Below are 15,642 nucleotides of genomic sequence, written 5' to 3'. Positions count from 1 at the left end.
CCTACAGGATAAGGACAAAGTGATGGTGGCGGTCACTCGGCGGCCGCCACCCTGGCTTTGCCGCCGCGTTCGGGCACGATGCCTTCGAGCGTTGCCATCAGCCGGTTGCGAATGGTGGCGATGCGGGCCGGGCTGTCGATCTTCTGGCCGGTGAGATCGGTGACATAGAAGGTGTCGATGACCTTTTCGCCGAAGGTGGTGATGTGGGCCGATGCGATGTCGAGCGACAGGTCGGAAAGCGTTCCGGTGATCTCCGACAGCAAACCCGGCCGGTCCAGGCCTTCGACCTCGACGACCGAAAAACGGTTCGACAGTGTGTTGCGGATTTCGGCGCGCGGCGGGATCTTGAACACCTTGGCGCCGCGCCGTGGCTTGGTGCGCTTCTCGATCATCTCCGGCAGCCAGCTCTTACCGGACAGCACGTCCTCGATCAACCGGCCGACACGCTCGGCCCGCCGGCGCTCGTCCTCGTCGCGGTCGAATTCTCGCGAGATCAGGATGGTGTCCAGGGCGCGGCCGTCCGACGTCGTGAAGATCTGCGCGTCGACGATGTTGCCGCCGGCTCCGGCGCAGGCCCCGGCGATGACCGAGAGCAGGCGGGGATGGTCCTGCGCCAGCACGGTGATTTCGGTCACTGCCTCGAACTGGTGGGTCTTGACCATGGTGGCAAGCTTCTTGCCCGCCACATCAGCCTCGCGGATGAATTCGGCATGGCGCAGCTGGTCGGCGAGATCGACGGTCAAAAGGTAGTTCTCGTAATGTTGGCCGACATAGCGCTTACGGACCTTGTCCGGCCAACTGGCAAGTGCTTCGGCGAGAAGCTCGCGCGCCGCCGCCGTGCGCTGGGCGCGCGACACTTCCGAAAACCCGCCCGTCAGCAGCAATTCGGTCTCGTAGTAGAGCGTGCGCAGCAACTGGCCCTTCCAGCCGTTCCAGACACCGGGTCCGACGCCCCTGATGTCGCAGACGGTGAGGATCAAAAGCAGCTTCAGCCGCTCGACCGACTGTACGATCGCGGCGAAATCCTCGATGGTCTTGCGGTCGTTGAGGTCGCGGGTCTGCGCCGTCATCGACATCACCAGGTGGTTCTCGACCAGCCAGGCAACGGTTTCGGTATCGGCCGGGGACAGCCCCATATGCGGGCAGATGCGCCGGGCGATCCTGGCGCCCGCTTCCGAATGGTCTTCGGGCCTGCCCTTGGCGATGTCGTGAAGAAGCACGGCGACATAGAGCGCCTCGCGGCTCTTCTTCAGTCCCGGCATCAGCGTATGCGAGAGGGGATGGACCTTTTCGCCGTCGCCGCGTTCGATCTCGGCCAGCACGCCGATGCAGCGGATCAGGTGCTCGTCCACCGTATAATGGTGGTACATCGAGAACTGCATCATGGCGACGATCTTGCCGAAATCCGGGATCAGTCTGCCGAGCAGCCCGGCCTCGTTCATGCGCCGCAGATTGAGTTCGGCATTGCGGTCCGAGGTCAGGATGTCGAGGAACAGCCGGTTGGCCTCCTCGTCACGCCGCAGCGATTTGTTGACCAGGCCGAGCGAGCGGGTCAGCAGCTTCAGCGCATCGGGGTGGAACTCCAGGCCGTGCTTGTCGGCGAACCAGAACAATCTCAAAAGATTGACCGGATCGCGTTCGAACACCTGGTCGTCGGCGATGTTGATGCGGTGGTTGTCGACGATGAAGTCCGACGTGCCGGCCAGCTTGCGCTTGCGGCGCGAGAAGGTGAGGAAGATACGGTTGAAGCCCGGCACGTGCTTGGCCTGCTCTTCTTCGAGCGCGGCGCAGAAGATGCGGGTCAGGTCGCCGACATCCTTGGCGACGAGGAAATAGTGCTTCATGAAGCGCTCGACCGCCGACAGGCCGGGGTGAGTGGTATAGCCGAGCCGTTCGGCGATCTCGCGCTGGATGTCGAAATGCAGCCGTTCCTCGGCCTTGCCGGTGAGAAAATGCATGTGGCAGCGTATCGCCCACAGAAAATCCTCGGCCTTCTGGAACTCCCGGTATTCGCCCTCGGTGAAGACGCCCTTGTCGACCAGTTCCTCGCCGGTGCGCACCCGGTAGAAATATTTACCGATCCAGAACAGCGTCTGCAGGTCGCGCAGGCCGCCCTTGCCGTCCTTGACGTTGGGCTCCACGAGATAGCGGCTTTCACCGGCCTTCGCATGGCGATCGTCGCGTTCGGCAAGCTTGGCCTGGACATATTCGGGGCCCGTCGTGCGCACCACCTCATGGTCGAAGCGCAGCATCAGCTCGTCATAGAGTTTTTCCTCGCCCCACAGGAAACGCGCTTCGAGGATCGAAGTGCGGATGGTGACGTCGGTGCGCGACAGGCGCAGGCATTCGTCGATGTTGCGGGTGGCGTGGCCAACCTTCAGCCCGAGATCCCACAGCATGTAGAGCATGTACTCGACGGTCTGTTCGCCCCACGGCGTCTGCTTGTAGGGCAGCAGGAACAACAGATCGATGTCGGACCCAGGCGCCAGCGTGCCGCGGCCATAGCCGCCGACGGCGACGACGGCCATGCGCTCCGCCGAAGACGGGTTCTTGACCCGGTAGACATGGGTGACGGCGAAATCGTAAAGCGCCCGGATAATCTCGTCCATGAGATGCGACAGCCGCGCCGCGCAGGCGCTGCCGCCGCCGTCGTCCCTGAGCATCCGTTCGGCAATGGCGCGCCCCTCTGCCAGCCGCCCCTTGAGCAGCTGGAGCACACCGCTTCGCGCTGCCTGTCCGGAACCGTCGCCTGCCGTGGCCGCGGTCAGCGCGGTCATCTCGCCGCGCATGGCTTCGCCATCGATCAGTTCGTCGAGCTTCAGGGAGATTCTTGCCATATGTCCAGGTCGGCCTTGCCTTTTCGGCGGCGTCTATAGCGCGTTTTCGCGGCGCTGGGTATGGGGCGAGAGGACGAGCTCTCCGCGGTGGTCGAATGGGATGATTTTTTCTTCTTTCGAACAGGATCGATGCATTTGGATTGGAAGAAGCTGCGGCTTCCTAGCACGCGCGACGCCGTGAGATGAAGAAATTTAACCCCTTGACCTTCCAGTTACTGGAAGCCCTATCTCCGCGTCATACGCCGACCCATTGAGGCATTTTTCGCATGACGCTTTCCGATCACGATCATCACATACATGGCAGCTGCTGCTCGACAAACGGCGCAGCGCCTGCCGCGAAGGCCGTCGTCCGCGACCCGGTCTGCGGCATGACCGTCGACCTGGCCGCCGGCAAACCGACCGCCGAGCATGATGGCCATCTCTACCATTTCTGCAGTCAAGGCTGCCGCACGAAATTCGTCGCCGAGCCGGAAAAATTCCTGACGGCCACCGATCCGGTGTGCGGCATGAGCGTCGTCCGCGCGACAGCCAGGCACTTCGCCCGCCACGAAGGTCAGGGCTTCTATTTCTGCTCGGCCGCTTGCCAGGCGAAGTTCGAGGCTGAGCCGCAAAAATATCTCGGCGACAGGCCGGCGCCCCAGGAGATGCCCAAGGGCACGCAATACACCTGCCCGATGCATCCTGAAATCGTCCGCGACAAGCCCGGTTCCTGCCCCATCTGTGGCATGGCCCTGGAGCCGATGGGCGTGCCGACAGGCGATGAAGGGCCAAATCCCGAGCTTGTCGATTTCACCAGGCGGTTCTGGGTCAGTGCCGCGCTGTCGGTTCCCTTGCTGATCGTCGCCATGGCCCCGATGCTCGGACTGACGTTTTCGTCCCTTATCGACGAGCGGACGATGGTCTGGCTGGAGCTGGCATTGGCCAGTCCTGTCGTGCTGTGGGCGGCGCTGCCTTTCTTCCATCGCGGCTGGGAGTCGCTCGTCAACCGCAGCCCCAACATGTGGACGCTGATCTCGCTCGGCGTCGGTGCCGCCTATATCTACAGCGTCGTCGCCACGCTGTTTCCGGACATTTTTCCGCATCAGTTCCGCGGCCATGGCGGTGCCGTGCCGGTCTATTTCGAAGCTGCCGCCGTCATCGTCGCACTGGTTTTCCTTGGCCAGGTGCTGGAGCTGCGCGCCCGTGAAAAGACCGGATCGGCAATCCGCGCCTTGCTCGATCTCGCGCCGAAGACTGCGCGGCTGATCGCCGCCGACGGTTCCGAAAGCGATGTGTCGCTCGACGCGGTCAAGGCCGGCGATCGCCTGCGCATCCGCCCCGGCGACGCGGTGCCGGTCGACGGCATCGTGTTGGAAGGCCGTTCCTCGATAGACGAATCGATGATTACCGGTGAGCCGCTGCCGGTCGAAAAGACTGAAGGCGATGCCCTGACCGGCGGCACGCTCAATAAGAACGGTTCGCTGATCATGCGCGCCGAGCGGATCGGCTCCGAGACGACCCTGGCGCGCATCGTCGAGCTCGTCGCCAAGGCGCAACGCTCGCGCGCCCCGATTCAAGGGTTGGCCGATCGCGTTTCTTTCTACTTTGTCCCGGCGGTCGTCCTTGTCGCGATTGCTGCTTTCATCGCCTGGGCTGTGTTTGGACCCGAGCCCAGCCTGATCTTTGCCATCGTCTCGGCGGTGTCGGTGCTGATCATCGCTTGTCCCTGTGCGCTCGGCCTCGCCACGCCGATGTCGATCATGACCGCCACCGGGCGCGGGGCGCACGCCGGCGTGCTGATCAAGGAAGCCGCAGCACTCGAACGCTTCGCCTCCGTCGACACGCTGATCGTCGACAAGACGGGTACGTTGACCGAAGGCCGGCCGAAACTGACCGATGTCGTTGCAGCCAAAGGCTTTTCCGAGGACGAATTGCTGGCACTTGCCGCAGGCCTGGAGAAGGGCTCGGAGCATCCACTGGCCGAAGCCATCGTCGAAGGCGCCGCCATGCGCGGCGTGACCGTCGCCGATGCCAGCGGCTTCGAGGCGGTCACGGGCAAGGGCGTTTCCGGCACCGTGTCGGGAAAAAAGGTCGCGCTCGGCAATGCCGCCATGATGGCCGATCTCGGTATCGACATCGCATCCATCTCGGCCCAGGCCGAGACGCTGCAGACAGAAGGCAAGACGGCGATGTTCGTTGCCGTCGGCAAGAAACTGGCCGGCATCGTCGTTGTCGCCGACCCGGTCAAGGCGACCACCGCCGAGGCGATCAGGGCGCTGCATGACAGTGGTTTGAGGATCATCATGGCGACCGGCGACAATGAACGCACGGCCAACGCGATCGCCAGAAGACTCGGCATCGATGAGGTTCGCGCCGGCCTGTTGCCGGAACAGAAGGCAGCCCTCGTCGAGGAACTGCGCAGAAAAGGCGCGGGCGTTGCCATGGCCGGCGACGGCGTCAACGACGCGCCCGCGCTTGCCGCCGCCGATGTCGGCATCGCCATGGGCACAGGCGCCGATGTCGCGGTCGAAAGCGCCGGCATCACACTGGTCAAGGGCGACCTCAACAGCATCGTCCGCGCCCGCACACTGGCCCAGGCAACGATCCGCAACATCCGCCAGAACCTGTTCTTCGCCTTCCTCTACAACGTGCTTGGCGTGCCGGTCGCCGCCGGCGTGCTCTATCCGCTCACCGGCACGCTTTTGTCGCCGATGCTGGCGGCGGCGGCGATGAGCCTGTCCTCGGTGTCGGTGATATCAAACGCTCTGCGGCTGAGAACATTGAAACTCTGATCAAAGCCCCCAAATACGAAACCCACCCAACAGGAGACCATGAATGACCTTGGCTAAAAAACTCGTGCTTTTGCTGATGGCGGCCGGAATGCTGCTTGCCGTCTTCCTCGAAAGCGTCCCGGCGCAGAGCGAAGAGATGAAACACGACATGGGCGCCATGGCGACGGACGCGACCAGTCCTTCGACCGAAGGCTACAAAGCGGCGATGGACAAGATGCATGCCGACATGATGGCGTCAGAGTACACCGGCAATGCCGACGTCGATTTCGTCAAGGGCATGATCCCGCACCATCAGGGTGCCATCGACATGGCAAAGGTCGAGCTTGCCAATGGCAAGGACCCGGAAATCCGCAAGCTCGCCGAAGGCGTCATCGCCGCGCAGGAAGCCGAGATCAAGCAGTTGCAGGATTGGCTCGCCGCCCATCCGGTGAAGTAAGCTTCAGGCAATCGCCAAGGCGGCGAGAAGTCCTCTGGATTTCTCGCCCAGCCTGTGATGCGATCGGGCCCCCAATTGGAGGCCCGCCATGCCATCGACCATCAGAACCACCACGCTGCCCTCGGGTGAAGCCGTTCAGGTGCTTGGTCAGGGGACATGGAAGATGGGCGAGGCTATCGGCCGCCGTACCGATGAGGTGAATGCTCTCAAGCTCGGCCTCGACCTCGGCATCACGCTGATCGACACCGCTGAAATGTATGCCAGCGGCGGCGCCGAGGAGGTGGTGGCCGAGGCTATTGCCGGGCGCCGCGACGAGACCTTCCTGGTCTCGAAAGTTCTACCATCAAACGCTTCGCGCGCGGGCGTGCAGCGCGCCTGCGAGAACAGCCTGAAACGCCTGCGCACCGACCGCATCGATCTCTATTTGCTGCATTGGCCCGGCAGCGTGCCGCTGACGGAAACGGTCGCGGCCTTCGAGACCCTGAAAAAGGCCGGCAAGATCCGCCACTGGGGCGTCAGCAATTTCGACGCCGACGAGATGGAAGAGCTGGTCGGCTTGCCCGACGGCGGTAACGTCCAGACCAACCAGGTGCTCTACAATCTGGTCCGGCGTGGCCTCGAATTCGATCTGGCGCCCTGGAGCCGACAGCGCGGCATTCCCTTGATGGCCTATTCGCCGGTCGAGCAGGGCGCGTTGGCGCGCAACGCCAGGCTCGACGCCGTTGCCGCCCGCCACAATGCGACCCCGGCGCAAATCGCTTTGGCCTGGGTGATGCATCAGGAGGGCGTCATCGCCATTCCCAAGGCAAGCAGCCAGGAACATGTCCGCCAGAATGTCGCGGCGCTGGACATAATGCTTACAGCGAAAGACCTCGCCGATCTCGACCGCGCCTTCCCGCCGCCGACACGCAAGCGCGGCCTGGAGATGATCTAGGCATAACCGTCGCGCAGAGACGTGACCTTGATGTCTCCGATCTTGTGGACCGTGTGACGCGGCGCGGCTGAGATTCGTTCCAACGCTTGCTCTCTTCTTTCCACCGCAAATTCCGGATTGAGTTTTTCACTTCAGGCGGCTGACTTATCGAATCTCGGTTTTCAGCTTTTCAAAGGCGTCCCGGACATATCCTGCCAGCGGATGCCTGGCGTTTTGCTGCTGCCATGTTTCGACAGCCAGGCGCAGCGCGACGATTGCCACCAAGGAGACCAGTCGCAGACTGTCGCGCGCCTGGTCTGGCCGCAACTCGCGTAAACCGTCGAAAATGGCTTGCTCGAACTGCAGGTAGCCGGTGTGCCTGCGCGAGCGCAGCGTCTTGCTTTCCCGCATGACCTTTGCTGTCGCCATCATTTCCGATCCCAGCAAGCTGCCGACAAGATTGAGCAATGCGCCGCGGGCGATGTCGATCGCCGCTCCGGTGGGCGGCTCGGCGAGGATCGACGCTTTGACCATGCTTGCGTAGTTGCCCAGATTCGCAAACAGAACCTCGTCCTTGCTCTCGAAATAGTGGAAGAACGTCCGGCGCGAGATGCCTGCGGCCGCGGCTATCTCGTCAAGCGTGGTCGCGTCATAGCCATTGGCCAGGAAAGCCTTCAGGCCGGCTTCGGCGATGCGGTTGGCCGTTTCTCGCCGCTTCCGCTCGCGCAGGCCCTCTGGTTTTGGCGCATCGGTCATGGAGCGTTCCTGTCATGAACGTTCCTCAAATGCGACAAGAAATTTGGTGCACGTTCAAGCCTCGTCGTCACGCCTTGCCATAATAGCGCCATCAATTTATTGCACTGAGTGCAAATATTGACGCTCCCCAACACGCCCGCAAGGCGAACCCAGACAGAGGCATCCATGGCAGCTTGCTTGCGTTTCCGTCGCGAGGCTCACATCAGTCATGGCCCGGTCGATCCGAGAGCGTGCCGCGCGGACCACCGCATAACACGGCCGTTTGTGCTGGTCTTGAGCATGCTCGCGGTCGGCTGCGCGTCCGCGCCCCTGGATCAGGTAGGCTCACTGCAATCCTATGACGAGTTGAAACCGTCGGACGGTTTGTTAGCCCGCTCACTAATGCGGGTGAGCAGGGACGACGTGCTTGCAGCAAAAACCGTTCGAATCATTCCAACGGGCTTTTCGCAGCCCGCCGCCGGAAAATCGACACTGACACCGGCCCAGCGCGGCCTGATCGCGAATGCCGTCGACAGGACCGTCTGCTCCGGCCTGAGCCGGCGCTTTCAACTGGTCGCCCTGACCGAGCCGGCCGACCTGACGGTCCACGCGATGGTAACGCGTGTGGCGCCGACGAATGCGTTGGCGGCAGGCGTTTCGAAAGTCGCGTCCACGGCGGTTTCCGTCGCGCTGCCCGGCATGCACATTCCGGTTCCGCGCCTGCCGATCGGATTGGGCAGCCTGTCGCTTGAAGCCGAAGCGATTGGTGACAACGGCAAGCAGGCGGCAGCCATGATCTGGGGACGTGGCGCGAACGCCCTGCTGGATTCCGGCCGGGTCGCCCGAGAGGGCGATGCCTACAACCTGGCGGCGAAGTTCGGGGACGATTTTAGCAAGCTCCTGGTCACCGGCAAGACGCCGTTCGGCAAACTGCCGTCACTCCCCACCAGGGCGGAGCTGCGCGCCATGTTCGGCGGCGAACCCAAATACCCGGCCTGTAAGGCATTCGGCAAATCGCTCGGCCTGGTCGGCTTCCTCGGCGATCGGATGGGATTGCCGCCGGCCTGGATCGACAAGGGAGCCGCGGTGCGCAACGACTGAGGCGGTCACGCAAGTGCAGAAAAAGTCCCCAATGCCGCTTTCCGCGAAGGCTTTTCAACAGGGCAGAAGGATGCGCTTCCTTTGGCTGGTTGCCCCGGTCGTCCTGGCGCCGGCCCTGTTTGCGGAGAGTGGGTGGCCGCAAGGCAGCACCTGTCGCGAAATGCTGGAATTTCTGGGCACCGTACTGATCCTCATCTGTATCGGCGGTCGCTGCTGGGCATCGCTGTATGTTGGCGGACGCAAGAACCGGGAACTCGTTACGACCGGGCCCTATGCCTATACGCGCAACCCCCTCTATTTCTTCTCGGCCCTTGGACTGGCTGGCGTCGGGCTGACATTCGGGTCGTTGATCGTTTCGGCGTTTCTCTTTGCCTTCACCTATCTGGTCTTTTCCTATGTCGCGACGCGCGAAGCGATCGCGCTGGACACGATCTTTGGCGAGGCCTATCGGTGCTATTGTCGAAGCGTGCCGGCCTTCTTTCCTCGTCTGCGGCGCGATTACGACGACGTCTTGGACCCGTCGCCCGTCACGTTCGACTCGGTGGCGCTGAGGCGGACCGCCATCGACAGCTCTTACTTCCTTGTGGCGATACTGGCGGTCGAATTGCTCGGCTGGCTCCAGTCGGCAGGAGTGGTGACGCCGATGTTCCGATTGTTCTGATTACCGGCCCGCCAGCCCCTTCAGCCGGTAAAGTGCTTCCAGCGCCTCCCTTGGCGTCATCTCGTCAGGATTGATCTCGCCCAGCGCCGCGCCCAGCGCGTCGTTCTTCGCCGGCTTGGGCGCTTCCCGCTTCACCGCCACCGAAAACAGCGGCAGGTCGTCCACCAGCCGGTTGGTCTTGCCTGAGACCTCGCCTTCTTCGAGCTGGTGCAGCACTTCCTTGGCCCTGTCGACCACCGCCTCCGGCAGGCCGGCCAGCCGCGCTACCTGCACGCCGTAGGAGCGGTCGGCCGCACCCTTGCCGACCTCGTGCAGGAAGACGACGTCGTTTTCCCATTCCTTGACCCGCATGGTGACGTTGTGCAATCGCGCCAGCTTGCCGGCGAGCGACGTCATCTCGTGGAAATGGGTGGCGAAGATTGCCCGGCAGCGGTTTTTCTCGTGCAGGTATTCGACCGCCGCCCAAGCGATCGACAGGCCGTCGAAGGTGGCGGTGCCGCGGCCGATCTCGTCGAGGATCACCAGTGCGCGCTCGCCGGCCTGGTTCAGGATCGCCGCCGTCTCGACCATCTCGACCATGAAGGTCGAGCGGCCGCGCGCCAAATCGTCCGAGGCGCCGACACGCGAGAACAGCCGGTCGACGACGCCGATATGGGCCGATGCCGCTGGCACGAACGAGCCGGTCTGGGCCAGGATGGCGATCAGTGCGTTCTGCCGCAGGAACGTCGACTTGCCGCCCATGTTCGGGCCGGTCAGAAGCCAGATCGCGCCGTTCCTGGCGCTGCCTTCTGGCGACAGGTCGCAATCATTGGCGACGAACGGGCCGTCGCCGGAGCGGCGCAAAGCCTGCTCGACCACCGGATGCCGCCCGCCAGCAATCTCGAAGGCAAGGCTGGAATCCACCCCCGCCCGGCACCAGGCTTCGCTTTCCGACAAAAGCGCGAGCGCCGCCGACACGTCGAGCACGGCCAGCGCATCGGCCCCAGTGCGGATCTTTTCTGCCTCGCCGACCGCTTCCGCCGTCAGCGTTTCGAAGGCGGCCAACTCGATGCTGAGCGCCCGGTCAGCGGCATTGGCGATCTTGGTCTCGAGTTCGGCAAGTTCGGTCGTGGTGAAACGCATGGCGTTGGCCATGGTCTGGCGGTGGATGAAACGCGCCTTGGCGCCGTCGCTGCCGGTCATGATCGCATGGTGGTTGGCGGTCACCTCGATGTAGTAGCCGAGCACATTGTTGTGCCGGATCTTCAGCGAGCGGATGCCGGTCTCGTCGATCAGCGAGCGCTCCAGCCCGGCGATCACCTTTCGCGACTCATCGCGCAGCGCCCGCATCTCGTCGAGTTCGGCGTGATAGCCGCCGCGAACGAAGCCGCCGTCGCGCTTGAGCAGCGGCAGTTCCTCGCCAAGCGCCTGCGTCAAATGCTGGGCCAGCGCCTGAGGCAGCGCATGGATGGCGGCGAGTGCGGCCGCGAGTTCCAGGGGCAGGGCGGTCGCGGCAAAGATTTCGGCGATCGCGCCTGCCGCCTCGAAACCGGCGCGCAGCGCGCCGAGATCGCGCGGGCCGCCGCGGTTGAGCGCCAGCCTGGACAGCGCGCGCGGCATGTCGGCGACGCTCTTCAGGCTCGACCGTACCGCCTGGCACAGCCGCGTCTCGGACCGGAAGAACGATACCGAATCCAGTCTGGCGCCGATCGCGGCCGGGTCGGTCAGAGGCGCCATCAGCCTGTCGGCAAGCAGCCTTGCACCGCCGCCCGTCACCGTGCGATCGATCGCCTTGAACAGCGACCCCTCGCGGCTGCCCGACAGCGTGCGCAGCAGTTCGAGGTTGCCGCGCGTCGCCGGATCGATGACCAGGGTCGACCCCTGCTCCTCGCGCTCGGGCCGCGACAGCGGTGGCCGCTCGGCCTTCTGCGTCTTCTCGACATAGGCGATGGCGCCTGAGATCGCCGACAGCTCGGCGCGCGAAAAGGCACCGAAGCTGTCCGGCGTCGCCACGTCGAAGAAGCGAGCGATGCGCCCGGTGGCCGAGGCCGAATCGAACAGCGACGGCGGCTGAGGGCTGGCGACCCGGCCGAGCACGTCGAACACCGGCTTCAGCTCCGGATCATGGAACACCGGCTCGGCGACGATCAGCTCGCGCGGATCGACACGGAAGATGTCGGCCAGCAGCCGGTCGGCGGTTGTGTCGGTGACGCGGAAGGCGCCAGTCGAGATGTCGATCCAGGCCAGCGCAAAGGCATGATCGCTACCGCCACCCTTCACCCGCCCCAGCGCCATCAGAAAACTCGATTCCGAGGGCGCCAGCAATTTGTCCTCGGTGATGGTGCCCGGCGTCACCAGCCGCACCACGTCGCGGCGCACCACCGATTTGCCGCCGCGTTTCTTCGCCTCGGCCGGATCCTCGATCTGCTCGCAGACGGCAACGCGAAAACCCTGGCCGATCAGCTTCTGCAGATAGTCGTCGGCCGCATGCACCGGCACGCCGCACATCGGAATGTCGAGCCCTTGGTACTTGCCGCGCTTGGTCAGCACGATGCCCAGCGCCCGGCTCGCCTTCTCGGCATCGTCGAAGAACAGCTCGTAGAAATCGCCCATGCGATAGAACAGCAGCGAGTCCGGGTTCGCCGCCTTGATCTCGATGAACTGCTCTATCATCGGCGTGGCGCCGGCGTGGGCGGTGGGCACCGGTGTCATCGCAGCGGGGGCGTCCGGCTCGTTCGGGCTGTGCATGTTCATGCGCTGCACGCTAGCAGATGTGATCGCGCGGTTTAATGCCGGGGCTTCGAAAAGCAGGGGACGACCGGGCTACCGGGTGTTCGCAATTTCCTGGACGATCCGCGATTCCCAAGCGCTGGCGGTTTACACGCGGCGGCGCGTGGTCTTAATTCGAATCGAAACAAAGCACCCGCCTCAACGAGGTGCTGCACCGGCGAGGAAATCAAGAACATCATGGCCAGGAAAACCGAGAACAACGGTCCGTCCGTCAGCGCGCAGGAAGCGCTCGAATTCCACGCCATGGGCCGCCCCGGCAAGCTGGAAGTCGTCGCCACCAAGCCGATGGCAACGCAACGCGATCTGAGTCTCGCCTATTCGCCTGGTGTCGCGGTTCCGGTTCTGGCCATCGCCGAGGACCCCAGCCGCGCCTTCGACTACACGACACGCGGCAACATGGTCGCCGTCATCTCCAACGGCACCGCGATCCTTGGCCTCGGCAATCTCGGCGCGTTGGCTTCCAAGCCGGTGATGGAAGGCAAGGCAGTGCTGTTCAAGCGCTTCGCCGATGTCGATTCCATCGATCTCGAGGTCGATACCGAGGACGCCGAGGAGTTCATCAACTGCGTGCGGTTCCTCGGCCCGTCCTTCGGCGGCATCAATCTCGAGGACATCAAGGCGCCTGAGTGTTTCATCATCGAGCAGCGGCTGCGCGAATTGATGGACATCCCGGTCTTCCATGACGACCAGCACGGCACCGCCATCATCTCGTCCGCCGGCCTGATCAACGCGCTGGAGGTCACCGGCCGCGACATGAAGACGACGAAGATGGTCTGCAACGGCGCCGGTGCCGCCGGCATCGCTTGCATCGAATTGATGAAGGCGATGGGCTTCACGCCCGAAAACATCATTCTGTGCGACACCAAGGGCGTGGTCTTTCAAGGCCGTACCGAAGGCATGAACCAGTGGAAATCGGCGCATGCGGTCAAGACCGAGGCGCGTAGCCTCGCCGAGGCGCTCGACGGCGCCGATGTCTTCCTTGGTCTTTCCGCCAAGGGTGCGCTGACCACCGCAATGTTGAAGTCTATGGCCAAGAACCCGATCATTTTCGCCATGGCCAATCCCGACCCGGAGATCACGCCGGAGGAAGTGGCCGAGATCCGCACCGACGCCATCATGGCAACCGGGCGTTCTGACTATCCTAACCAGGTCAACAACGTGCTCGGCTTCCCCTACATCTTCCGCGGTGCGCTGGATGTCAGGGCCACCACCATCAATGACGACATGAAGATCGCCGCCGCCCAGGCGCTGGCAGCACTTGCGCGCCAGGACGTGCCCGACGACGTCGCCGCCGCCTATCAGGGCAATCGGCCGAAATTCGGGCCCAACTACATCATTCCGGTGCCATTCGACCCTCGCCTGATCTCGGCCATCCCGATCGCGGTGGCCAAGGCGGCGATGGATAGCGGCGTCGCCCGCAAGCCCATCCTTGACCTTGACCGCTACGCGCAGGAACTGTCCGCCCGCCGCGACCCGATCGCCTCGACCCTGCAGCGCATCTACGACCGCGTACGCCGCCAGCCCAAGCGCATCGTCTTTGCCGAGGGCGAGGAGGAGCAGGTCATGCGCGCCGCGGTCTCCTATGTGAACCAGCGGCTCGGCACCGCCATCCTGCTCGGCCGCGACGACGTCATCAAGGAAAACGCCAGGCACGCCGGCATCGACCTCAACAAGCAAGGCATCGAGATCATCAACGCCCGGCTGTCGCGCCGCAACGGCATCTACACCGATTATCTCTACGAGCGCATGCAGCGCAAAGGCTTCCTGTTCCGCGACTGCCAGCGGCTGATCAACAACGACCGCAACCACTTCGCCGCCTGCATGGTGGCGCTAGGCGACGCCGACGGCATCGTCACCGGCGTCACCCGCAACTATTCCACCGCGCTTGACGACATTCGCCGCGTCATCGACGCCAAGCCCGGCCACCGCGTCATCGGCGTCTCGATCGTGCTCGCGCGGGGTAAAACGGTCCTCGTCGCCGACACCGCCGTGCACGACATGCCGAACGCCGAGCAGATCGCCGACATCGCCGAGGAGGCCGCAGGCTTTGCGCGCCGCATGGGCTACGAGCCGAGGCTCGCCATGCTCGCCTACTCGACCTTCGGCCATCCGCAGGGCGAGCGCTCTGAACGCGTCCAGGAAGCGGTGCGCATCCTCGACAAGCGCCGCGTCGATTTCGAATATGACGGCGAAATGGCCGCCGACGTCGCCCTCAACGCCCGCGCCATGGCGCAATATCCGTTCATCCGGCTCACCGGTCCGGCCAATGTGCTGATCATGCCGGCGTTCCACTCGGCCTCGATCTCGACCAAGATGCTGCAGGAACTCGGTGGCTCAACGGTGATCGGCCCGCTGCTCGTCGGGCTGAACAAGCCGGTGCAGATCGTGTCGCTGAACGCCAAGGACAGCGACATCGTCAACATGGCGGCGATCGCGGCTTATACGGCGGGGGCTTGAGGAGGCGGTCAAAAATCTAGTATTCGGCTATCGTTAACCAGAGGGGATCTTTGCTAGATTTCAATTCGTCTAAGATAGCTTGCATTCTAGGGGCATGGGATCGTACCGGTGCATATACGTTTCCCTCGTCTCCTTTGAAACTAGTCAAAAGACCCTCTGTGATCATGGTGCTTAAGATTTTCCTAGAAAGATTTTTTGTTCCGATCATTCCCAAGCCCCGAAGCAGGGCCTCTTCTTTACGGCCGCTCCCCTTTTGGAAAAAGGTCTTACGAATTATTGTGATTAGAATTTCATGCGATGGTTGAAGGCCAATCTTCCGTATACGAGAGATGCTCTCAACAGAATCAAACTGCTCTGCGTCTAAGGACGAAATCCATTTAGGTAGTCCTGCAGCGGATGCAATGCCGCTCACCTTTGGAGTCGCGCAGTTCGATAAGACTACGTTAGTCGCTTTCTTTGCTGGAAGCGCAAGCTCACCTATGTATGAGTTTGTAATGGCTAAGTTTCTGAGTTCGCGTTCGAAAAGAGGAAAGTAGAGGAAGTCGCCGTGGTCAATTTTGAGGCCGCCAAAATCCATTGCTGATCCATCTGTTTCGCGGCTAAGTGAAGATACTAAATCGCTCGCTAGAACCATATTCCCCAGCTGTGCAAATCGCTCTGCCAAAGAAAGCCTCATCTTGGCGGTGGAGGTGTTATCCAAAGCCAGAACGCGCTGGCCTAGATCGTCTAAAGCATTGTGCCATTTTGCTGCGGAGACCATGCCTATGTCCGTCTCCGTGCCGATGCAGATCCGGGCAACGTCCTTGGCTCTAAGTCCGTCCAAAATATAAACGTCGACAAACTGTCGATCATTTGTCTCAGCACTGACGCGCCCTAGGTGTGAGCTTTCAGAGGGTTGTCCATTCGGACCGGACCGAGGAGACTGGAGTTACCAAGCTGCAGCACTCACCGGAGGGTCCGAA

General features: G+C 62.9%; 10 protein-coding genes. 6 read left to right on the top strand and 4 right to left on the bottom strand.

The features are described 5' to 3' along the window. Positions 1–32: 32 nt before the first annotated feature. Positions 33–2,837, bottom strand: coding sequence for a [protein-PII] uridylyltransferase (locus NKJ06_RS23930; RefSeq protein WP_352634377.1), 2,805 nt, complete (start codon positions 2,835–2,837; stop codon positions 33–35). A 266-nt stretch (positions 2,838–3,103) separates the two neighbouring features. Here NKJ06_RS23930 and NKJ06_RS23925 point away from each other — a divergent pair, with 266 nt between their 5' ends. The 3 genes from NKJ06_RS23925 (at position 3,104) to NKJ06_RS23915 (ending at position 6,978) form a co-directional block, all read left to right on the top strand. Beyond that, a complete protein-coding gene (locus NKJ06_RS23925) occupies positions 3,104–5,608 on the top strand; it encodes a heavy metal translocating P-type ATPase (RefSeq protein WP_352634379.1) in 2,505 nt (834 codons plus the stop codon). Between the two features lie 43 nt (positions 5,609–5,651). Further along, positions 5,652–6,044 carry a CopM family metallochaperone gene (gene copM / locus NKJ06_RS23920; protein WP_352634381.1) on the top strand — a complete coding sequence of 131 codons (393 nt, stop codon included), beginning with the start codon at positions 5,652–5,654 and terminating at the stop codon, positions 6,042–6,044. Positions 6,045–6,132: 88 nt separating this feature from the next. Continuing rightward, a complete protein-coding gene (locus NKJ06_RS23915) occupies positions 6,133–6,978 on the top strand; it encodes an aldo/keto reductase (protein WP_352634383.1) in 846 nt (281 codons plus the stop codon). Positions 6,979–7,122: 144 nt separating this feature from the next. Here the strand turns inward: NKJ06_RS23915 and NKJ06_RS23910 are convergent, their stop codons facing one another. Further along, positions 7,123–7,713: a TetR/AcrR family transcriptional regulator gene (locus NKJ06_RS23910; RefSeq protein ID WP_352634385.1), complete on the bottom strand. Its 591-nt coding sequence runs from the start codon at positions 7,711–7,713 to the stop codon at positions 7,123–7,125. Between the two features lie 279 nt (positions 7,714–7,992). On the opposite strand from NKJ06_RS23910, the gene NKJ06_RS23905 reads away from it, so the two are divergent. Together NKJ06_RS23905 and NKJ06_RS23900 are read left to right on the top strand one after the other, a co-directional pair. After that, positions 7,993–8,793 carry a DUF3313 domain-containing protein gene (locus NKJ06_RS23905; protein ID WP_352634397.1) on the top strand — a complete coding sequence of 267 codons (801 nt, stop codon included), beginning with the start codon at positions 7,993–7,995 and terminating at the stop codon, positions 8,791–8,793. A 70-nt stretch (positions 8,794–8,863) separates the two neighbouring features. Then, positions 8,864–9,454, top strand: a complete 591-nt coding sequence (locus NKJ06_RS23900; protein WP_352634387.1) for a methyltransferase family protein — start codon at positions 8,864–8,866, stop codon at positions 9,452–9,454. Here the strand turns inward: NKJ06_RS23900 and mutS are convergent, their stop codons facing one another. After that, the gene (gene mutS, locus NKJ06_RS23895) at positions 9,455–12,187 is read right to left on the bottom strand and encodes a DNA mismatch repair protein MutS (RefSeq protein ID WP_352810824.1); all 2,733 of its coding nucleotides are present in this window, start codon (positions 12,185–12,187) and stop codon (positions 9,455–9,457) included. A 213-nt stretch (positions 12,188–12,400) separates the two neighbouring features. Here mutS and NKJ06_RS23890 point away from each other — a divergent pair, with 213 nt between their 5' ends. Then, positions 12,401–14,680 carry an NADP-dependent malic enzyme gene (locus tag NKJ06_RS23890; RefSeq protein WP_352634390.1) on the top strand — a complete coding sequence of 760 codons (2,280 nt, stop codon included), beginning with the start codon at positions 12,401–12,403 and terminating at the stop codon, positions 14,678–14,680. Between the two features lie 16 nt (positions 14,681–14,696). Here the strand turns inward: NKJ06_RS23890 and NKJ06_RS23885 are convergent, their stop codons facing one another. Next, positions 14,697–15,440: a hypothetical protein gene (locus NKJ06_RS23885; protein WP_352634392.1), complete on the bottom strand. Its 744-nt coding sequence runs from the start codon at positions 15,438–15,440 to the stop codon at positions 14,697–14,699. Positions 15,441–15,642: the final 202 nt, after the last annotated feature.

The sequence above is a fragment of the Mesorhizobium sp. M0293 genome, from assembly GCF_040321735.1.
In the GTDB taxonomy this organism is placed as follows: Bacteria; Pseudomonadota; Alphaproteobacteria; order Rhizobiales; family Rhizobiaceae; genus Mesorhizobium.
The sequence above is the reverse complement of the archived record's forward strand: the minus strand, read 5'-3'. Positions and strand labels throughout refer to the sequence as shown.

Coding starts and splice junctions, on each gene's coding strand:
- NKJ06_RS23930 (WP_352634377.1), bottom strand. CDS start 2,837: ATGGCAAGAATCTCCCTGAAGCTCGACGAACTGATCGATGGCGAAGCC.
- NKJ06_RS23925 (WP_352634379.1), top strand. CDS start 3,104: ATGACGCTTTCCGATCACGATCATCACATACATGGCAGCTGCTGCTCG.
- copM (WP_352634381.1), top strand. CDS start 5,652: ATGACCTTGGCTAAAAAACTCGTGCTTTTGCTGATGGCGGCCGGAATG.
- NKJ06_RS23915 (WP_352634383.1), top strand. CDS start 6,133: ATGCCATCGACCATCAGAACCACCACGCTGCCCTCGGGTGAAGCCGTT.
- NKJ06_RS23910 (WP_352634385.1), bottom strand. CDS start 7,713: ATGACCGATGCGCCAAAACCAGAGGGCCTGCGCGAGCGGAAGCGGCGA.
- NKJ06_RS23905 (WP_352634397.1), top strand. CDS start 7,993: ATGCTCGCGGTCGGCTGCGCGTCCGCGCCCCTGGATCAGGTAGGCTCA.
- NKJ06_RS23900 (WP_352634387.1), top strand. CDS start 8,864: ATGCGCTTCCTTTGGCTGGTTGCCCCGGTCGTCCTGGCGCCGGCCCTG.
- mutS (WP_352810824.1), bottom strand. CDS start 12,187: ATGAACATGCACAGCCCGAACGAGCCGGACGCCCCCGCTGCGATGACA.
- NKJ06_RS23890 (WP_352634390.1), top strand. CDS start 12,401: ATGGCCAGGAAAACCGAGAACAACGGTCCGTCCGTCAGCGCGCAGGAA.
- NKJ06_RS23885 (WP_352634392.1), bottom strand. CDS start 15,440: ATGGTCTCCGCAGCAAAATGGCACAATGCTTTAGACGATCTAGGCCAG.